This is a genomic window from Pseudomonas sp. GW821-FHT10B02, assembly GCF_059415665.1.
Map to the genome: position 1 here is coordinate 174,540 of NZ_JBWKNR010000014.1, position 20,403 is coordinate 194,942.

General features: G+C 60.9%; 16 protein-coding genes and 1 tRNA gene. 15 read left to right on the forward strand and 2 right to left on the reverse strand.

The window, feature by feature from the left end; genetic code table 11:
- Window positions 1–503 precede the first annotated feature (503 nt).
- From AC07OF_RS21110 to AC07OF_RS21140, 7 genes are all read left to right on the forward strand, one after another.
- Window positions 504–911: a helix-turn-helix domain-containing protein gene (locus AC07OF_RS21110; protein WP_157193033.1), complete on the forward strand. Its 408-nt coding sequence runs from the start codon at window positions 504–506 to the stop codon at window positions 909–911.
- Window positions 912–989: 78 nt separating this feature from the next.
- The gene (gene gacA / locus AC07OF_RS21115) at window positions 990–1,628 is read left to right on the forward strand and encodes a response regulator transcription factor GacA (protein ID WP_010221877.1); all 639 of its coding nucleotides are present in this window, start codon (window positions 990–992) and stop codon (window positions 1,626–1,628) included.
- 4 nt (window positions 1,629–1,632) lie between these two features.
- A complete protein-coding gene (uvrC, locus tag AC07OF_RS21120) occupies window positions 1,633–3,456 on the forward strand; it encodes an excinuclease ABC subunit UvrC (RefSeq protein ID WP_157193032.1) in 1,824 nt (607 codons plus the stop codon).
- Between the two features lie 32 nt (window positions 3,457–3,488).
- The gene (pgsA, locus tag AC07OF_RS21125) at window positions 3,489–4,049 is read left to right on the forward strand and encodes a CDP-diacylglycerol--glycerol-3-phosphate 3-phosphatidyltransferase (RefSeq protein WP_038612268.1); all 561 of its coding nucleotides are present in this window, start codon (window positions 3,489–3,491) and stop codon (window positions 4,047–4,049) included.
- 62 nt (window positions 4,050–4,111) lie between these two features.
- Window positions 4,112–4,187 (forward strand) — tRNA-Gly (locus AC07OF_RS21130).
- Window positions 4,188–4,453: 266 nt separating this feature from the next.
- Window positions 4,454–5,338: a DUF6216 family protein gene (locus tag AC07OF_RS21135; protein WP_495073402.1), complete on the forward strand. Its 885-nt coding sequence runs from the start codon at window positions 4,454–4,456 to the stop codon at window positions 5,336–5,338.
- Between the two features lie 133 nt (window positions 5,339–5,471).
- A complete protein-coding gene (locus tag AC07OF_RS21140; protein WP_495073403.1) occupies window positions 5,472–10,007 on the forward strand; it encodes an NEL-type E3 ubiquitin ligase domain-containing protein in 4,536 nt (1,511 codons plus the stop codon).
- Here AC07OF_RS21140 and AC07OF_RS21145 read toward each other — a convergent pair.
- Window positions 10,004–10,492 carry an autoinducer binding domain-containing protein gene (locus tag AC07OF_RS21145; RefSeq protein ID WP_495073404.1) on the reverse strand — a complete coding sequence of 163 codons (489 nt, stop codon included), beginning with the start codon at window positions 10,490–10,492 and terminating at the stop codon, window positions 10,004–10,006. The two genes, AC07OF_RS21140 and AC07OF_RS21145, sit on opposite strands and share 4 nt — an antisense overlap.
- A gap of 156 nt (window positions 10,493–10,648) precedes the next feature.
- Window positions 10,649–11,566, reverse strand: coding sequence for a LysR family transcriptional regulator (locus AC07OF_RS21150; RefSeq protein ID WP_495073405.1), 918 nt, complete (start codon window positions 11,564–11,566; stop codon window positions 10,649–10,651).
- Between the two features lie 78 nt (window positions 11,567–11,644).
- Here AC07OF_RS21150 and AC07OF_RS21155 point away from each other — a divergent pair, with 78 nt between their 5' ends.
- The 8 genes from AC07OF_RS21155 (at window position 11,645) to AC07OF_RS21190 (ending at window position 20,251) form a co-directional block, all read left to right on the forward strand.
- Window positions 11,645–12,883 (forward strand): 3-hydroxyacyl-CoA dehydrogenase, encoded by a 1,239-nt coding sequence (locus AC07OF_RS21155; RefSeq protein ID WP_495073406.1) that lies wholly within the window; start codon window positions 11,645–11,647, stop codon window positions 12,881–12,883.
- Complete coding sequence (locus AC07OF_RS21160; protein ID WP_495073407.1) at window positions 12,880–14,661, forward strand: acyl-CoA dehydrogenase C-terminal domain-containing protein; 1,782 nt, start codon at window positions 12,880–12,882, stop codon at window positions 14,659–14,661. Before AC07OF_RS21155 ends, AC07OF_RS21160 begins: the two co-directional genes overlap by 4 nt.
- A 38-nt stretch (window positions 14,662–14,699) precedes the next feature.
- Window positions 14,700–15,863, forward strand: coding sequence for an iron-containing alcohol dehydrogenase (locus AC07OF_RS21165; protein WP_495073408.1), 1,164 nt, complete (start codon window positions 14,700–14,702; stop codon window positions 15,861–15,863).
- Window positions 15,864–15,884: 21 nt separating this feature from the next.
- A complete protein-coding gene (locus AC07OF_RS21170) occupies window positions 15,885–16,313 on the forward strand; it encodes an acyl-CoA thioesterase (RefSeq protein WP_157193025.1) in 429 nt (142 codons plus the stop codon).
- Window positions 16,314–16,333: 20 nt separating this feature from the next.
- Entirely contained in the window at window positions 16,334–17,518 is a 1,185-nt protein-coding gene (locus tag AC07OF_RS21175; protein ID WP_157193024.1) for an acetyl-CoA C-acyltransferase, read from the forward strand.
- Window positions 17,519–17,670: 152 nt separating this feature from the next.
- Complete coding sequence (locus tag AC07OF_RS21180) at window positions 17,671–18,534, forward strand: MBL fold metallo-hydrolase (protein WP_157193023.1); 864 nt, start codon at window positions 17,671–17,673, stop codon at window positions 18,532–18,534.
- Window positions 18,535–18,560: 26 nt separating this feature from the next.
- Window positions 18,561–19,310, forward strand: coding sequence for an electron transfer flavoprotein subunit beta/FixA family protein (locus tag AC07OF_RS21185; RefSeq protein WP_157193022.1), 750 nt, complete (start codon window positions 18,561–18,563; stop codon window positions 19,308–19,310).
- Window positions 19,310–20,251 carry an electron transfer flavoprotein subunit alpha/FixB family protein gene (locus tag AC07OF_RS21190; protein WP_495073409.1) on the forward strand — a complete coding sequence of 314 codons (942 nt, stop codon included), beginning with the start codon at window positions 19,310–19,312 and terminating at the stop codon, window positions 20,249–20,251. Before AC07OF_RS21185 ends, AC07OF_RS21190 begins: the two co-directional genes overlap by 1 nt.
- Window positions 20,252–20,403: the final 152 nt, after the last annotated feature.

Genomic DNA, 20,403 nt, shown 5'->3' on the forward strand with positions numbered 1-20,403 from the left:
GTTACGCAAGCAATCTGTTGTTGTTAATTCAAAACTAATTGATATTTGTTTGTTAAGTTTAAAAAACACTTATAAATCAATAGCTTAAAGTTGCCAATAAGTTGTGTGTCAAAAAACAGTCTTGCATGGTCTGGCGGTTTCATGGCGCCAATAAAATGAATTTTGTTACCATTCCGACGACGTTTTGGCGGGTTTGTTGCTGGATTTTGCTGTTGCCATTGAACTTTTTTGTTGGTTTAAGTTGGCGTGGATGATGGCGTTTAGATAGTTACAAGTAGCACTAAAGTGCCATTTTCGCCGGGATCAAAGTTTGTCCGCCGATGTTCGGTTAGAAGGCCATCCAGTGCCGGGTAAATGCCTTGTACAGACAACCTCGGGTAGGCGAGGCATGTGCTGGCTTGTGCAGTACTCGTGTTCCTGTGCATAGTGCTGTGCGACTGGCCTATCCTGTAGGTCTTACGTAGTTGCCCGATCTGGGTGATGTATCAAGGACATGGATCGCAATGAACGGAATCGGTGCCCGTCTAAGGGAAGAAAGGGAACGTCTGGGTCTGACCCAGCGGGTGTTCGGTGACATTGGTGGGGTCGAGCCCAATGCCCAGGGCAAGTACGAGAGTGGCGAGCGAACGCCCAAGGCCGATTACCTGGCTGCGGTGGCAACGCGTGGCGTCGATGCCCTGTATGTGTTGAGCGGTACGCGTACGCCTGTCATCCAGGGCAGTCTGAGCCCGGAGGAGGAGCGCTTGCTGGGGGCTTTTCGCGGCTTGCCCGCAGCCGATCAGGCCGCCATCGCGCAATTGCTCGGTAGTCTTGCCAATGCTCTGCCAAGGGCCTATGCGAAGGTTTCCGGGCGTGATTCGAGTGTTTTTGGCCGTGAAGCGGGCAACGGCGAAATAGCAGCGATGCGATGACGTGTTCCGTTAGCTCTAGCGCCTGGTTTTTTGCTAAGGTGGCGGGATCCAATTGCCGCCGCAGTGTGAGGTGTCTGCTTGATTAGGGTCCTGGTGGTCGATGATCACGATCTGGTACGTACGGGCATCACCCGCATGCTGGCCGATATCGATGGTCTGCAGGTGGTGGGCGAGGCCGACTCTGGCGAGGCATCGTTGAAGGTCGCACGTGAACTCAAGCCCGATGTGGTCCTGATGGACGTGAAAATGCCCGGGATCGGTGGCCTTGAAGCCACGCGCAAACTGCTGCGCAGTCATCCGGATGTGAAAGTGGTGGCGGTGACCGTCTGCGAGGAAGACCCGTTTCCCACGCGCCTGTTGCAGGCGGGAGCAGCCGGCTACCTGACCAAAGGTGCGGGCCTGGATGAAATGGTCCAGGCCATTCGCCTGGTGTTTGCCGGTCAGCGCTACATCAGCCCGCAGATCGCCCAGCAACTGGCACTCAAGTCGTTCCAGCCGCAAGGCTCGCCGTTCGATGCACTGTCGGAGCGGGAAATCCAGATCGCCTTGATGATCGTCGGTTGCCAGAAAGTGCAGATCATCTCCGACAAGCTGTGCCTGTCACCGAAAACGGTCAATACTTACCGTTACCGGATCTTCGAAAAACTCTCGGTCACCAGCGACGTCGAACTGACGCTGCTGGCGGTCCGCCATGGCATGGTTGACGCCAGTCTCTGAACTCATGACCCCTGTGTTCGATTCAAGTGCTTTCCTGGCGACCTGCAGCGGTCGCCCGGGTGTTTACCGGATGTTCGACGGTGAAGCCCGGCTGCTGTATGTCGGCAAGGCGAAGAACCTCAAGAAGCGCCTGGCCAGCTATTTCCGCAAGACCGGCCTGGCGCCGAAGACGGCTGCCCTGGTGGCACGTATCGCCCAGGTCGAAACCACCATCACCGCCAACGAGACCGAAGCGCTGCTGCTTGAGCAGACGCTGATCAAGGAATGGCGGCCGCCGTATAACATCCTGCTGCGCGACGATAAGTCCTACCCTTATGTGTTCCTCTCTGACGGACCGTTCCCGCGGCTGGGGATTCATCGCGGCGCGAAGAAGCAGAAGGGCAAGTACTTCGGGCCTTACCCCAGCGCGGGGGCCATTCGTGAAAGCCTGAGCCTGCTGCAAAAAACCTTCTTCGTCCGGCAATGCGAAGACAGCTATTACAGCAACCGCACCCGGCCGTGCCTGCAATACCAGATCAAACGCTGTAAGGCGCCTTGTGTCGGCCTGGTCGAGCCAGAGGAATACGCCGTTGATGTACGTCATTCGGTGATGTTCCTCGAAGGCCGCAGTCATCAACTGACCAACGAGCTGAATGCCGAGATGGAGCAGGCAGCCATGGCGCTGGAGTTCGAGAAGGCCGCTGAATTGCGCGACCAGATCGCCTTGCTGCGCCGGGTTCAGGACCAGCAGAGTATGGAGGGCGGCAGCGGCGACGTGGACGTCATCGCCGCGTTCACCAACCCGGGTGGCGCCTGTGTGCACCTGATCAGCGTGCGCGGCGGGCGGGTGTTGGGTAGCAAGAATTTCTTCCCGCAGGTGGGGATCGAAGAGGAGGTGGCCGAAGTGATGGCCGCGTTCCTTTCCCAGTATTACATCGGCAACGCCGAGCGCGACTTGCCGGGCGAGCTGATCGTCAACGTGGTGCACGAAGACTTCGCCGCGATCACCGCCGCCATTGAAGCCCTGCGCGGGCGCGAACTGAGTATCAGCCACCGCGTGCGCGGCACCCGGGCGCGCTGGCAGCAGCTGGCGGTGACCAACGCCGAGCAGGCACTGAGTGCACGCCTGGCTAACCGCCAACACATGGCTTCACGGTTCGAAGCCCTGGCCCAGGTCCTGGCCCTGGATGAAACCCCGCAACGCCTGGAATGCTACGACATCAGCCATTCCAGCGGCGAGGCGACGGTCGCCTCCTGCGTGGTGTTCGGCCCGGAAGGCCCGTTGAAGTCCGACTACCGGCGCTTCAACATCGAAGGCGTTACCCCCGGCGACGACTATGCGGCCATGCACCAGGCCCTGACCCGACGCTTCGGGCGCATCAAGGACGGCGAGGGCAAGCTGCCCGACGTGCTGCTGGTCGACGGCGGCAAAGGCCAGTTGAACATGGCCCGCGAAGTGCTCCAGGAGCTGGCGGTTCCCGACCTGATCCTGCTTGGCGTGGCCAAGGGCGTGACGCGCAAGGCCGGCTTTGAAACCCTCTACCTCAACGACGCTGCCCATGAGTTCACCCTCAAGGGCGACTCGCCGGCGTTGCACCTGATCCAGCAGATCCGTGACGAAGCGCACCGTTTTGCCATTACCGGCCACCGTGCCCGGCGTGGCAAGGCCCGGCGTACTTCCAGCCTGGAAGACGTCGCCGGGGTAGGGCCAAAGCGTCGTCGTGACCTGCTCAAACACTTCGGTGGTTTGCAGGAGCTGACCCGCGCCAGCATCGAAGAAATCGCCAAAGCACCGGGAATCAGTAAAAAGCTTGCCGAGTCGATTTATGCCAACCTGCATAGCGAGTAGAATGCACGCTCACTTTGCAGCCAGTTGTGCCGATGAATATCCCAAATCTACTTACAGTTCTTCGCGTCCTGCTCATTCCGATCTTCATTCTGCTGTTTTATGTTCCGTATCACTGGAGCTATATCGCAGCGAGCAGCGTCTTCGCCATTGCGGCGGCCACTGACTGGCTTGACGGTTACCTGGCCCGTCGCCTGCAGCAGAGCACGCCCTTTGGCGCCTTCCTCGACCCGGTAGCCGACAAGCTGATGGTTGCCGTGGCCCTGGTGCTGCTGGTGCAGGTGCATGCGAACTTCTGGCTGACACTGCCAGCGGCGGTGATCATCGGTCGCGAGATCGTGGTATCGGCGCTGCGCGAGTGGATGGCCGAACTGGGGGCGAGGGCGCATGTGGCCGTATCGAACCTGGGCAAGTGGAAAACCGCGGCACAGATGCTGGCGCTGGTGATCCTGCTGGCCAACCCGCCGGTGCTGACCTTCTGGGTGATCCTGGGCTACGCCTTGCTGATGGTCTCTGCCGGCCTGACCCTGTGGTCGATGGTGCACTACCTGCGCGCCGCCTGGCCGCACCTGCGCGAAGGTTCGGAGCAAAAATAAAGCTTTTTTGAATCAAGGGCTTGACGGCGATTCATGATCCTATAGAATGGCCGTCACCAAATGCGGGAATAGCTCAGTTGGTAGAGCACGACCTTGCCAAGGTCGGGGTCGCGAGTTCGAGTCTCGTTTCCCGCTCCAGATATCGATCTACAGGGTTCCATTGAAGTCTGTAGGTTTCAAAGAAAAGAGGCTTAGGCCTCTTTTTTTCGTTTCAGTCAGTGCGTTGAGCCGTAGACAGCATCGCGCTCGTCCCGTCGAAATATTTCCTACACCGTATTCAGATTTTTCGCTGCGGACAACCTGGTAACGCCTCTTCTATCATTCCGAGTTCTTTCTCTTGCAGTCAGTTTCGCCGCTTTGACGCGGCCAGCTGTACTGCATAGCCGTTTGAATAAGGATCGTTCATGACAACACCTTCCCCAGCTACCATCCCCCTGACATGGAACGCGGAGTCAATCGCCTCGCTTGGCGGTATCGCCACGGTATTACTGTTCGTATGGCTGCTCTGGTTCATCTACAACCGTGCCGGGTCGTTGTTCTTCTTGCGTGATCTGATCTGGCGCAGCTTTGGCGGCAAGACAGATTTCGATAACAACCCACAGCTCAACACGATGCGCAGGGAAATGCGCGAAGTTGAACTGTTCCGCTATGAATTCAATATTCCTGCCAGCACATTGAGCGACGCCGAGCTGGCGCGACGATGGATCATCACCCATCGCTTGGCACCCGCCGATGTCGGGCGCTCTCGCAACTACATCGACTGGGGCGACTTCAATGCTCCAGCTTTCAAGAACAAACGCTTTTCGCCCCTCAAGTTCAAGCTTTGGGGTTCACTGTTCATCCTGTTGCTACTCGTTCTGGCGCCCTTGCCTACATTTACCGAAGCGAAATACCTGGCGGTCTCATTGAAAAATGCGCCAGACGCTCCCGGTTTCTATTTGTCCGAGAACGACATCAAATTCGACTTGTTCGCCGACGACTTCCTGACTGTTGAAAAATGTCGCTCTTCCGCGACGCTGCAGCCCTTCATCCGCGAGGGTCTGCCAGAAACACAGCTGGACCTGATCTGTTCCTTCTTCATGGACCCCGGTTACGTGGAGCATGTAAGAACGGGGCTGCGTGAACAGCGCTCGCTGCTGCTCGGGCTCGCCTTGTTCTGCATGGCAGGCACGCTGCTGATTGTCCTCAAGATCGCCCGCATGGAGCGGGCCAGCAGGCTGTATCGGTTGAGTCAGAACGCGGTGCCGGCGCCAGGTCATACTGCACATGGGGGGCAGGTGGCGACTTGAGCCATCGAAGCTGGCCAGCAACGGCGGTTGCCTCATAAGTAACCGTTTTGAACCGGGGTAGTAGCTATCTAAGCACGCCTGACAACCCTCGACGCTTAGGCTCGCGTCTTCAGTCACACAGAAGGCACGCGCCATGGAAACCAGCCACAGTCAGGACATCGCGGCAGCAGACACGCTCGCGACAGAACAAACCTATCAAGACAGCATCATCGGCAAACGCTTACCAGACTGGCTGCGCAAGGCCAGTGCCGAGCAACTGAGCGCGCTTGGCGATGCGATGCGCCACAGCCTGGTCGTCCGCCAGCGGCTGAGCAAGGCGTTGGCGCGTATTCAGAGTATCGACAACTTCGCGATCAACGCGTTGGAAAAGGCCCTGAAAGAGCGTTTCGCCGACGATTACAACGTACGGCGCTGGAAATTTATCAGCGGGCACCGGGAGCCGGTGATCAATCAACAGCCCGTCGGTGCTCACCTTACCGAAGTTGTGTATGAAGAAACTCCTCTGCTCGAGGCGGCGCTGCGCAATTTCACCGCCGCTGAAAGCGTGGCTGGCGGGCAGCCGAAGGGTAACCGTTTGAACAACGCTCAGGCAGGCAACATCCGGCCACCCAGCGCCATTGAGTTTGCCAGGCTGTGCCGTGATACCGACGTCGGGGGACAGTATCAGCGCCATCTGGACAGCGTCCTCCAGCCGCAAGCCGGGAGTGGTAGTGCCGATAACGTAGCGCAGTTGTTGGACAATTCGCATCGCTACACCATGCTCACCGATGCCTATGAGGCCAGGCTCAAGGGCGTATTGACCGAGAGCGAACTCCAGCTAGTGGTCGGGCTGTGCGACGTGGGTAGGCTGGGCCGCCTCGACGGCGACCCTGTCGTGGCCATGCAACTGAACCTGCTCGGCTGCGCCATGGAGCAGATTGTCGTGCTCAATGTCTTCGATGAAGGCGTGTTGAGCATTACCACCAAGCGCGTGCTGGTGCATATTCCCGGCGATCCGAATGGCGCCTGGACTGTCTGCAAAAGCCTGCGCTATCTCGCCAATGAGCTGGGCAGACGCCTTCGCTCAAGTCAGTATCAACGCTTCTTCAGCCGCTTTGTACGGCGGCGTGACAGCCAGCGTTTCTTCTCCGTGGTCATCCCGGCCTATGCGGACCTGGCGATCTGGGCCAACATCAACCTCAAAGAACACGTGCTGGCTTATCGGCGGCCATTGTTCGAAAAACTGGCTGAAGCACGCATCCGCCAGATCAAGGACGACGCGGCGATGATCGCAGTGCCGGTGGCTGATCTGGACCGCGAGGTCCAGCGCGCGCATGACCAGCGTCTGGCTGCCGAAGGCTGGGCGCTGCTCGGTCTGGCCGGGTTCTTCGTGCCGGCCATAGGCGCGGCGCTGCTGGCGGTCAACGCCTGGCAGCTGCTCGGTGAGGTCTATCATGGCATCGATGCCTGGCATGAGGGGGATACCAGTGAGGCCTTCGATCATCTGCTGAATGTGGCCATCGATCTTGCGGTGATTGCTGCCACCGCTGTCGGTGTCAGTGTCGTGAGCAGGGTGTGGCAGCGGTCCTCGGTGGTGGATGCACTGGTCCCGGCGCACCTGGAGGACGGCAGTACAAAACTGTGGAGCCAGGACCTGACGCTATTTCGCAGTGCACAGCCAGTGCCGCAAGCAACGCGTGACAGCCTGGGTGTCCATCGCCTGGCTGAACAGTCCTGGATCGAGATGGACGGCCGGTACTATGCCGTGGTCGAGCGGGCCAGCGCTGGCCAGTGGCAACTGCGACCGCAGGACGGTCACGGCCCGCTGCTGCGTCACAACGGCGCCGGAGCCTGGCGGTTGTGGTGTGATCAACCGGCCGAGTGGGACGATACTCAGCTCATGTTCCGCCGCCTGGGCGGGGCCTTCGGTGAGCTTGACGCCGAGCAGATCGATCTGGTCCTGAGCATCCATGGTCTGGGCAACGACGATCTGCGCGCTTTGCATGTGTATGCGCAGGCGCCGTCGCCCGAGCTGCAGGACAGCGTGACGCGTATCAGGCTGGACCAGCGCATTCGCAATCTGGTTCGCCGTTTGCGTAGCGGCGAATCGGTCGAGGACATTACCGTGCTGCACCATGCCCAGGGCTTGCCGGGCGCAGCCGGATTGTCCGACCAGAACCTGGCCGAGCTGGCCTGGAACGAACGCCGACAGTTGTTCCAGCGCTTGTACGACAGCCTGCAGGACAGTGACGGGCCCGGTGTTGTAGCACTGCGCCGGGTGTTTCCGAGTTTGCACAGTAGCGCTGCAAACGTGCTTGTGGGCAGGGCAAGCACTGCTGATCGCCAGCGGCTACTCGACACCGGGCGGGTGGCATTGCACCTGGCTGAAGCGGCCAGGGCCAGCGTCCAGCAGATCCGTGTGGCCAGGGCATATGAAGCGTTCGTTATCGATACTTCGCAAAATGCCGACGTCGCTCGTGTCGCCCTGGGAATGCTTGAACACCTGCCGGGCACCGCAGGTGTGCAGTGGCGCTTGATCGAAGGACACGCCGCCGGGCCGCAGTTGTTAGTGACCGGAGAGGCCCCCACGACATTCAGTCTGATCCATCTGAATGGAGCATTTCAGCTGCTCGATGGCAATGGCTCGAGCATTGGCGATGCGGGTGAGCTTTTCGAGGTCATGGCAATGGCCTATGACGAACCCCAGCGCGAGGCCATGGGCATTGCTGATCCTTTCGCGCACAATGTGCGGGTGCTGCTCGGGCGGCAAGCTGTTCGTCGACGCGAGCAAGTGGCATCGCTATTGAGCGCACGCGGGCGCACTGGCTGGTTCCAGCCACCGCAACGCCTGGCCGATGGTCGAATCGGCTATCCGTTGAGCGGGCGTGGCTCGGCGGGCAGCGCGCGCAGGGGCAGACCACAATCACTGTTCGCTATGGTGCGTGCGTTGTACCCGAGTTTCACTGACGCGCAGGTCATTGCCTGGATCAACGATATGCAGCATGCCGGCATACGGATCGAGACTGAACTGGCCAGGCTCAGCCAGGAACTCGAACAACTGAACAGTACTCTGCACCATTGGGCAAGCCAGCCCGACAATGCCGGGGTGCGGGACGATCGCCACTATTTCAGGGAGTCCCTGGTTAACTGCTGGCAGCGCACGGCAAGCCTTGGGCCAAGTACCAGCGAGCATCTGGTGAACTATCGCTTCACCTTGTATGGCGCAGAGATCGGGGCTTTGCCTGAGCTACCTGCGCAAATCAGTTTCTCGCACGTCTTTGAGTTAGCCCTTTTGGGCATGGGGCTGCGGGAGATACCCGATGGCTTCATGCGAGCCTTCACTCAACTGCGGATACTGGAACTCCCCGGCAATCGACTGAACCGGGTGCCACAACAGTTGGCGCAACTCGAACACCTGCGGGAACTGGATCTGTTCAACAATCAGATTGTGCTGGATGAAGCACAGGGGGCCATCCTCGCCAATTGTGAAGCCCTTGAGTACCTCAACCTGTCCTACAACCCGTTGGGACGTTCTTTTTCTCTGCGCAGGCTGATCCGGCTGCGCCGTTTGCACTTGCGCCAAACCGGGATCAACCGGCTGCCCTATGCGATTCTGGATTGCCCCGATTTGCTGTTGGCCGATTTGCGCGAAAACCAGATCACTGAGTTGTCGGAGCACTTCTATCATTCCCCGCCATGGCTCAGGCGCATTATCTTGCTTGCGGACAACCCGCTGACTGCCCAGGAAGCCCTGCGATTCCAGGCCTCGCTGTCGGATACCGGAGCAGTTGCGCATCATGCAGTCGCTGCTGAAGGCTCTGTGACCATTCGCCAGCGCTGGCTCGATGCGACCAACAGTCTGACACGCGATGAATGGTCTGCACGCTGGGAGGACCTGGAGAATCAACCCGGGTCAATCGACTTTTTCGACATGCTCAGACGACTGCTGGAAACCGCCGATTTCCAGCAGAACAGTCAAGCCCTGGCCAACCGGGTGTTCACCATGATCAGGGCGATGAACGATCATGCCAGCCTGCGCGAAGCGTTATTGAGTCATATTACCCGAGACCTCCCAGACCTGAGCTGTCAGGACAGCGTTGCTTTGTGTTTCAGCAACCTGGAGCTGCGCATGCTGGTGTGGCGGGCCGAGTCATCGGCCGATAACCCGCAGGCTGCATTGCTGTATCTGGGACGGCAATTATGGCGTTTGGACGAAGTCGATCGCATCGCCCTGGAGGATATCCAGGCACGCCGGGCCTCGGGCAGTAATCCAGACCAGATCGAGGTCGCACTGGCCTATCGCCTGGCCCTGCGTGACGCCCTTGATCTACCGGCACAGCCCAGTGACATGCTGTTCGGCGAAGTCGCTGGCCTGGATGCGCAACGCATCGCGCGAACCCTGGCCCGAGTCGAGGCCGCTGAAACCCCCGAACAACTGGCCCAATCATTGGTAGCGCGGGAGTTCTGGCAGGAACATCTGTTGCGTACGCACAGGACACGTTTCGACACAATCGATGCGCCGTTCCATGACCGTCTCGCCGTGCTGATGGACGCCGAGACAGTTCCGGAAGGTGAGCGCGTAGCGCAGATGAACCGCATCCGGGACGCACGTCTGGCGGCTCAGCGGGCCTTGATGCTTGAACTCACGCTGACATTGCTGCGCGGGACCTCGGGGCATTCCATACCCTAATCAAGCCGGTGCTTCGGGCTGGTGATGTGTGCGGAGGGCGAAAAACAGGTCGCAGCCCGATGCAATTGCGCGCCTAGCAGCATCACCTGTTCCGCCTTCGCGTAAAACTCCTCGCGCGAGACGCTAGCGTGGGGGCGCAAAACACTCAAGCTGCTTCGCGTTTGCTGGCTATGAATGGGTTGAACCCAGCCGTGGTGCAGGTCGTAGGCTTGCGCCGCAATCCAGATCTCGGGTGTGCTGTCAAAGGTTTCAGCGTCCCACAACAACGGAAAGCTGGAGGTCTGGCAATGAGCGGGTACCGGATCCTGAGCGGCATAGCCGCAGCGGTTATAGTGTTCGAGCCAGGAAGCAGGGTAGTTGGTTGTGTAAGTGTGCTGATCGGAACCGATGAAGGTAAATGCGTAGTAGTGAAACCCGAGCTTCTCAATGAGCAACGGCAGGTTGTCGAGCAATCGCTGCGGTTGCGCGGCTGTCCGATTTTTCATCACACCTCCATGTAGGATGAATCAGATGGCGCTGTAGGCGTCCGAGCCTCTGGTATTCAGCGCAGTATAGAGACACACCAACAGCGCCTTATGCTGAAGGCCATTGTTTTTTTCTACTGCGCAGTTGCACCTGATAGGACTGCACATCTGCATCCTTCAGTGTTTGCCTACGCGCAGCATTTCCCCGACCAACCACTCCAGGGCCCGATTCTGTCCGTGCTGTGCCAGGTGCACCAGCTCCAGTTCGAAAGCCTCCAGGGCAAACGGCAGGTCATACAGTTGCAAGGGCAGCAAGGTGGCGAAATACCGCGCCAGTTGCGTCGGCAACACCACGCAAAGGTCTGAAGCCACCACCAGATGTGCCGCCTGCAGATAGCTGGGCGTGGTGTAGACGATCTGCCGCGCCAGCCCTTGTTCCCCCAGCCATTGATCGACCATGCCGCGGGTCTGCCCGCCGTGCACCCAGAGGTGGCGCAGGCGCAGGAAAGTCTCAAGGTCCAGCGCGTCATTGACCAGTGGATGGCCCTGGCGTACCGCAACCTGCAGGGTTTCGCTACGCCAGTGATGGCGGGCGAAGCGCGCCGGGATTTCCTCAAAGCGCCCCAGCACCAGGTCGAGCCGGCCGCGGTCCAGCGCATCGACCGGCAGGGTGGGGGCCAGCGGGGTGATGTCCAGGCGCAGGTTGGGGGCACTGTCTTGCAGGTGCCGCAGCAGTTCGGGCATGCACAGTTGCTCGACGAAGTCGGTCATGGCGATGCGAAAAGTCTGTCGGCTCAAGCGCGGGTCGAAGCTTTCGCCGACATTCAGGGTTTGTTCGATCTGCTGCAGCGCCGAGCGAATCGGGCCCTCAAGGGCCAAGGCTTTCGGGGTGGGTTGCATGCGCCGGCCAATACGCACCAGCAGCGGGTCTTCGAGCAGCTCACGCAGGCGTGCCAGGGCGTTACTGACGGTTGGCTGGCTGAGGGCCAGGCGTTCGGCGGCGCGCGAGACATTCTGCTCGCGCAGCAAGACGTCGAGGATGCGCAGCAGGTTGAGATCGAAGTTGGTTATATTCATTTCGCAAATATCACGCATATGAAAATGAAATTTCTCAAATAGTAGGCGGCTGCTTAGGGTGTCGGCAATCCTTCTTTACTGATTGGGAGTGCCGCTGTGAGCGACGGATTCGAGATACAACAGGCTGCGGTGGTGGGGGCCGGCACCATGGGCCGGGGGATTGTCATCAGCCTGGCCAGTGCCGGTATCCCGGTGTTGTGGCTGGACGCCAATGCGCAGATGCTCAGTGCTGGCCTGAAAATGGCAGCTGACACCTGGGCCCATCAAGTCACCAAGGGCCGCATCAGCCAGGCGCAGGCCGAGCAGAATCTGGCCCGGTTACAGGCGGTGGACAGTTACGCGGCCCTGGCCGATGTCGACCTGGTGATCGAGGCGGTGTACGAGAACCTTGAGCTCAAGCAGGAAATCTTTCGCCTGCTGGACAGCACCCTCAAACCTGATGCGATTCTCGCCAGCAACACCTCGGCGCTGGATATCGACGCCATTGCCGCCGTCACCTCGCGCCCTGCGCAGGTGCTGGGCCTGCATTTCTTCAGCCCGGCGCACATCATGAAACTGCTGGAAATCGTCCGTGGCGCACACACCTCAGCGGCGGTGCTGGCGCAGGCCAGGCAGCTCGGGCAACGCCTGGGCAAAGTCGCAGTGGTGGCGGGCAACTGCCGTGGCTTTATCGGTAACCGCATGCTCAAGACCTACGCCGACGAGGCGCGCAAGATGCTCCTTGAGGGGGCTTTGCCGCAGCAGGTGGACGCGGCGTTGCAGGCTTTCGGCTTTGCCATGGGGCCGTTTCGCATGTACGACGTGGTCGGCATCGATCTGGAGTGGCGCGCGCGGCAACTGGCCAGGCAGGGCATGGACAGTCCGCTGGCGCAGGTCGACAACGCCCTGTGCGAGCGCGAGCGCTTTGGCCAGAAGACTGGCCGCGGCTACTACCGGTATGCCGAAGGCAGCCGCGAAGCCGAGCATGATCCGCAAGTCGATGCGCTGATCGAAAGCATTGCCCGCGAGCTGGGCTATCGCCGCCGGGTGATCGACGATCAGGAAATTATCGAGCGCAGCTTGCTCGCCCTGGTCAACGAGGGCGCGAAGATTCTTGAGGAAAACATCGCCGCCAACAGCCACGACATCGATCTGGTCTACCTCAACGGTTATGGCTTCCCGGCGCAAGTGGGGGGGCCGATGAACTGGGCCGACGCCCAAGGGCTGGCGACGATCGAACAACGTCTGCAGGCGCTGCAGCAGCAACACGGTGAACACTGGAAGCCGGCCGCGCTGATTACCCGGTTGGTGGCAGCAGGCAAGGGCTTGGGCAATGTAGGGGAGGGGCGGGTATGAAGTATCAGGCACCATTGCGCGATATGCGTTTTGTTCTGCACGAGCTGTTTGACGTGAGCGGCCATTGCCAGCAACTGGGCAACGGCCTGGATCGCGAGACCATCGACGGCGTGCTCGAAGAGGCCGCGCGTTTTACCGCCGAGGTGGTGGCACCGCTCAACCGCAACAGTGACGAGCAGGGCTGTCACTTGCAGGATGGCGAAGTGACCACGCCTGATGGCTTTCGCCAGGCCTACCAGCTGTTCGTCGAGCAGGGCTGGGCGAGCATGACCGGGCCGGTGGATTTCGGCGGCCAGGGTTTCCCGCAAATGGTCTCGGCGAGTTTTCACGAGATGTTGATGAGTGCTTCGCTGGCGTTTCGGGTTTACTCCGGGCTGACCGAAGGCACCGTCGTCGCCCTGGACCGGCATGGCAGTGCCGAGCTCAAGCAGCGTTACCTGGCGCAGCTGGTCAGCGGCGAGTGGGCCGGCACCATGTGCCTCACCGAGCCTCAGGCCGGGACCGACCTGGCACTGCTGCGCACCCGCGCCCAGCCTCAGGCCGATGGCAGCTACCGGCTCAGCGGCAGCAAGATTTTCATCAGCGGCGGCGAGCAGGATTTAACGGACAACATCATCCACCTGGTGCTCGCCCGCTTGCCCGATGCGCCGCCCGGTGTCAAAGGTATCAGCCTGTTCCTGGTGCCCAAGCGGCTGGTCAACGCCGATGGCTCGCTGGGTGAACGCAACGCCGTGAGCTGCGGGGCGCTGGAGCACAAGATGGGCATCAAGGGGGCCTCCACCTGTGTGATGAACTTCGACGCTGCCAGCGGCTGGCTGGTGGGGCAGGCGAATCATGGCCTGGCGTGCATGTTCACGATGATGAACGATGCGCGTTTTCAGGTCGGGTTGCAGGGTCTGGGGATCGCCGAAGCGGCGTTCCAGGGCGGGCTGGCTTATGCCCGCGAGCGCTTGCAGTCGCGCGCGATCAGTGGCCCGGTGGCGCCGGACAAACCGGCTGACCCGATCATCGTTCACCCGGATGTGCGGCGCATGCTGCTGACCCAGAAGACCCTCAGTGAAGGCTGTCGCATGCTCGCAGCTTACGCCGCCCGGCAACTGGACCTTGAACACAGCGCCAGCACTGCGCCGCAACGAGACGCGGCGACCCGCCGCGCCGCGTTGCTGATTCCGCTGGTCAAAGCATTCTTTACCGACTGCGGTCAGGAAGTCGCCAGCCTTGGCGTGCAGCTGTACGGCGGTCATGGCTATATCCGCGAGTGGGGCATGGAGCAACTGATGCGCGACAGCCGCATCACCCAGCTGTACGAAGGCACCAACGGCATTCAGGCGCTGGACCTGATCCGCCGCAAGCTGCTCGGCGACGACGGTGCCGAACTCAATGCCTTGATCGACGAACTGGCCACCCAGGTGGCGCAAGCCACGTCGCACGCGGTGCTGGCCGAGCGGGTCGGGCAGCACCTGCAAGAGTGGCGGCTGCTGGCCGATTCGGTGCTGCAGGCCTGCCGCCGCGACCCGCAGGAGATCGGCGCGGTGTCGGTGGATTTTCTCGCTTACTCGGCCTATGTGTTGTTGGCGGCGTTGTGGTTGCAGGCGGCAGAGCGTGCCAGTCAAGCACTCGCGGCCGGCAGCGGGGAGCCGGCGTTCTACCGGGCCAAGCTGCGATCGGCGGATTTCTACTTGCGCCGCGTACTGCCACGGGCCAATGCCCATCGCGAGGCCTTGCTCGCCGGTGCCGATTGCCTGATGGCGATGCCGGAGGCTGATTTCGCTTTCTGATTCACGCTGCGGACCATAACAACAAAGGGAGACGCCGCATGCAGTCATTCAGTTTTGCTACCACCGCGCAGATCCTCTGCGAAGCGGGCGCCGCGTCGCGCCTGGCGCACCTGTGCCGTGAACGCGGTGCACGCCGGGTGCTGATCGTCACCGACCCGGGCATCGCCCGCCTGGGTTTACTGGCGCCGCTGTTGCCCGGCTTTGCCGGTCAGGGCCTGGCGGTGGAGGTGTTCGACCGGGTGCAGGCCGATCCACCGCAAGCCTGTGTGCTTGAGGTGGTGCAGCAAGCCCGGGCCATGCAAGCAGATTTGATCGTCGGTTTCGGTGGTGGCAGCTCCATGGACGTGGCCAAGCTGGTGGCGCTACTCGCGCACCCGCAGTGCCAGCAACAGCTTGGCGATATCTACGGGGTCGATCAGGCTCGCGGGCAACGCTTGCCGTTGATCCAGGTGCCGACCACGGCGGGCACCGGTTCGGAGGTGACGCCGATTGCCATTGTCACCACCGGTGAGCACAGCAAGATGGGTGTGGTTTCGACCTTGTTGCTGCCAGACCTGGCGCTGCTCGATGCCGACCTGACCCTCGGCTTGCCGCCGCAGGTCACGGCGGCCACCGGAATTGATGCCATGGTGCATGCCATCGAGGCTTACACCAGCAAACTCAAGCGCAACCCGCTGTCCAGCCTATTGGCCCGTGAGGCGTTGCGCCTGCTGGCCAGCAACCTTGACCTGGCGGTGCACAACGGCAGTAACCGCGAGGCCCGCCAGGCCATGTTGCTCGGTGCCTGCCTGGCCGGCCAGGCATTCGCCAATGCGCCGGTGGCAGCGGTGCATGCGCTGGCCTATCCGCTGGGCGGCCACTTCCATATCCCCCATGGCCTGTCCAATGCCCTGGTATTGCCGCATGTGCTGCGTTTCAACGCCGAGGCGGCCGCGCCTCTGTACGCTGAGCTGGCACCGCTGTTGCTCGGTGACCGATTACAGGCGGGGGATGCCTACGCTCAGACCGAGCAATTGGTCAGCGCCCTGGCCGAACTCAGCCCGCGTTGCGGCCTGCCCACGCGGTTGCGCGATGCCGGGGTGCCTGCCGACAGCCTCGAACAACTCGCCAGCGACGCCATGCTTCAGCAGCGTTTGCTGGTCAACAACCCGCGTGCCGTCAGCGAAGCCGACGCATTGGCGATCTATCGCGCGGCTTACTGACATGAACGGATACTCCAGGCCATGAGCCAACACCTGCGCGAACACTTTCAGCATTTCCAGGCGATCACCACACGCTGGCACGACAACGACGTCTATGGCCACGTCAACAACGTTGTCTACTACAGCTACTTCGACAGTGCGGTGAACAGCTACCTGATCGAGGTTGGGGGGCTGGATATCCACCAGGGTGAAGTGATTGCCTTTGTGGTCAGCTCAAGCTGTGACTACTTCACCTCGATTGCCTTTCCCGAGCGCATTGAGGTTGGCCTGTCGGTGAGCAAGCTGGGCAACAGTTCGGTGCATTACAGCCTGGGCATTTTCAAGGCCGGGGAGCCACAGGCCTGCGCAACCGGACGCTTTGTGCATGTCTTCGTCGAACGCGCCAGCAGTCGCCCTGTACCTGTTCCTCAACCCCTGCGGGCGGCATTGAACCGCCTGCTTTGTGACTGATCCCGTTGGAGCACACGACCATGCAAGACGCTGTTATCGTTTCCACCGCCCGCACGCCAATCGCCAAAGCCTTTCGCGGTGCGTTCAACGACCTCAAGTCGCCGTCCATGAGTGCGCTGGCCATTCGTGCCGCAGTCGAGCGCGCGAAAATCGAGCCGGGTGAAATCGACGACCTGGTGATGGGCACCGCCATGCAGAGCGGCACCGCATCGACCAACCTCGCACGCTTGTCGGCACTGGCTGCGGGCCTGCCGTTGTCAGTTAGCGGCCAGACCATCGACCGGCAGTGCGCGTCCGGGTTGATGGCCATTGCCATCGCCGCCAAACAGATCATGGTCGATGGCATGCAGCTGACCATCGGTGCCGGCCAGGAGCAGATCAGCCTGGTGCAGAACGCGCATATGCAGGCGGCGGCCGCCGCCGAAGATGCCACGGTGCTGCGCATGGCCGAACACGCGTACATGCCGATGCTGCAGACCGCTGAAATCGTTGCCCGGCGCTACAACATCAGCCGTGAGGCCCAGGACGCCTACAGCCTGCAATCGCAGCAGCGTACCGCGGCGGCGCAAGCGGCAGGGGTGTTCGCTGACGAGATCGTGCCGGTCAATGTGCGCAAGAAAGTCGTCGACAAACAGAGCGGCGCGATCACTTATGAAGACGTACAACTGACTCAGGATGAAGGCAACCGCCCGCAAACCACCCTGGCCGATCTGCAAAAGCTGGCCCCGGTGCGCGAAGGCGGTTGCATCACCGCCGGCAACGCCAGCCAGTTGTCCGACGGCGCCAGCGCCTGCGTGCTGATGAGTGGCGCTCTGGCGGCGCGCTCCTCTGTGAGTCCGCTGGGCTTGTATCGCGGTATCGCTGTGGCTGGCCTGGCGCCGGAAGAGATGGGCATCGGCCCGGTACTGGCAATTCCCAAATTGCTACGCCAGCACGGTTTGCGCGTGGACGACATCGGCCTGTGGGAAATCAACGAAGCCTTTGCCTGCCAGGTGCTGTACAGCGCGCAAACCCTGGGAATCGATCCGGCGAAACTTAACGTCAACGGTGGTGCGATTGCTATCGGCCATCCTTACGGCATGAGCGGTGCGCGCATGGTTGGTCATGCCTTGCTGGAGGGCAAGCGCCGCGGCGTGAAGTATGTGGTGGTGAGCATGTGTGTCGGCGGCGGCATGGGCGCGGCCGGTTTGTTCGAGGTGCTCTGAGTTCCCCTGGGGTGGGGTTGCGGGCGCAATTCGGATGCCCGAGCCACCCTTCACGGGAGGGGTACTGATCACTTTTCTTTGCATAAGCTAGCAATACCCGAGGCCGTCGAAGGCAACCGGGGTGAAGTGCATGCAAAGAAGAGGTGAATGTGGTGTATCGCAAGCTATTTTCAGTGACCGGCAGGCCGCGCCAGCTCGATGGTGGCGCGCTGTTCGGCACCACGCCGCGGCGCACCTGGAGCGAGTGGTTGAGCCCTGACAGTGACAATCAGGTCGAGATGGCTTCGCGCGTCCTGCTGGTGCAACAGGACGGGATGAATATCCTGGTCATGGCGGGCGCCGAGGCGTTGTTGGCACCGTTGCCGCCATCCTGCCGCTGTCAGCGTCCAGCGCATGGCCTGCTCGACAGCCTGGCGCGGCTGGGGGTGGCAGAAGGGCAGATACACGCCGTGGTGCTCACGCACCTGCATGCGATGCTTGCGCCGGACGTGCGTCGGGCGGTCAGCGACGGTGACAGCCCTCGGCTGTTGTTCCCGGCCGCCCGTTACCTGGTTGGCCGCCAGCACTGGATCCGCGCCAACCAACCGCACCCGCGCGATCGAACCCTGTTCGTTGCGCAGATCATCAGCCAGCTGCAAAGCAGCGGACGTTTGCGTCTGCTGGACGAGCATGCCGACGACCTGTTGGGCGACGGCTGGCGTTTTCATCTCAGCGACGGTTACACCCCGGGGCAATTGTTGCCGGAAATCCGCATGCCTGGTGGTCCGCTGATTTTCGCCGGCGACCTGGTGCCTGCCATGCAGTGGCTCACCCTTGATCTGACCACGGCCTTCGACCGCAATCCGGAATGCCTGATTGATGAAAAAGAACGCCTGCTCGACCACCTGGTGGCTATTGGCGGACGACTGTTTCTGCCTCGCGACCCCAGTGTTGCGCTGATCAAGGTCAGTCGTGACCGGCAATCGCGTTATCAACCTTTTGACCAGCAAGCCGTCCTGCATCGCCTGGACAGTTGAAACAACCCACTCAACAGGAGTGCTCCATGAAAGTAATGGCTGCAGTAAAGCGCGTGGTCGATTACAACGTCAAAGTCCGCGTCAAGGCGGACGGCACTGGCGTTGACCTCGCTAACGTGAAAATGGCGCTCAACCCCTTCTGCGAAATTGCCGTGGAAGAGGCGGTACGCCTCAAGGAACAAGGGATTGCCACTGAAGTGGTGGTGGTGACGGTTGGCCCGGCCACTGCTCAGGAGCAATTGCGTACCGCGCTGGCACTGGGTGCCGACCGTGCCATCCTGGTCGAATCCGCTGAAGAGCTGAGCTCGCTGGCCGTGGCCAAGCTGCTCAAGGCTGTGGTCGACAAAGAGCAGCCGCAACTGGTGATCCTTGGCAAACAGGCGATCGACAGCGACAACAACCAGACCGGCCAGATGCTGGCGGCGCTGAGCGGCTTCGCTCAAGGCACCTTCGCCTCCAAGGTTGAAGTGGCTGGCGACAAGGTCCAGGTTACCCGTGAAATCGACGGCGGCCTGCAGACCGTTGCGCTGAACCTGCCCGCGATCGTCACCACCGACCTGCGTCTGAACGAGCCGCGCTACGCGTCGCTGCCGAACATCATGAAGGCCAAGAAAAAGCCGCTGGAAACCGTTACGCCAGACGCGCTGGGCGTTTCCACTGCCTCCACCAACAGACTCCTGAACGTCGAAGCGCCAGCTGCACGCAGCGCCGGTATCAAGGTCAAGTCGGTGGCTGAACTGGTCGAGAAACTGAAGAACGAGGCGAAGGTAATCTGATGACTATTCTGGTAATTGCCGAACACACCAACACCCAGCTTGCCGCCGCGACGTTGAACACGGTCGCTGCGGCGCAACAGATTGGCGGTGAGATTCATGTGCTGGTCGCCGGTGTTGATATCGAAGGCGCCGTGGCTGCGGCGCAAGGCATCGAGGGCGTCAGCAAGGTACTGGTGGCCAACGCTGCGGTCTATGCTCACCAGTTGCCGGAGAATGTCGCGCCGTTGGTGGCCAGTCTGGTCATCGATCAGAGTGTGATCTACAGCCACATCCTTGCGCCGGCCACGGCCAACGGCAAGAACATCCTGCCACGCGTTGCTGCGCTACTGGACGTTGACCAGATCTCCGAGATCATTTCGGTGGAGTCGGCGGACACCTTCAAGCGTCCGATCTATGCCGGTAACGCGATTGCCACGGTGCAGTCGAACGCTGCCGTCAAGGTGATCACCGTGCGTGCCACCGGCTTTGACGCCGTTGCCGCTGTGGGTGGTTCGGCTGCGGTTGAAGCTGTCGCTGCCGCGCATAATGCGGGCATTTCGCTGTTCGTCGGGGAGCAACTGGCCAAGTCTGATCGGCCGGAGCTGACCGCTGCCAAGATCGTTGTCTCGGGCGGGCGTGGTATGCAGAACGGTGACAATTTCAAACATTTGTACAGTCTGGCTGACAAGCTTGGTGCTGGTGTCGGGGCATCCCGCGCTGCGGTCGACGCCGGTTTCGTTGCCAACGATATGCAGGTGGGGCAGACCGGCAAGATCGTTGCGCCGCAGTTGTATATCGCCGTTGGTATTTCCGGGGCGATTCAGCACCTGGCCGGTATGAAGGATTCGAAAGTGATTGTTGCGATCAACAAGGATGAGGAAGCGCCGATCTTTCAGGTGGCTGATTACGGTCTGGTGGCGGATCTGTTTGAGGCTGTTCCGGAGTTGGAGCAACAGCTTTGATGCACCTGGGACGGTGGAGTTTCGGGGGCTGAGATTTTTGGGTTGGGTTGGTGGTGCTGCTAGCTTATCCATTTTGTGTGGCGACGCTGCCGGCCCCTTCCGCCCTTACGGCGGCCTACTTTTTTCTTGGAAAAAGTAGGCAAAACCGCTCG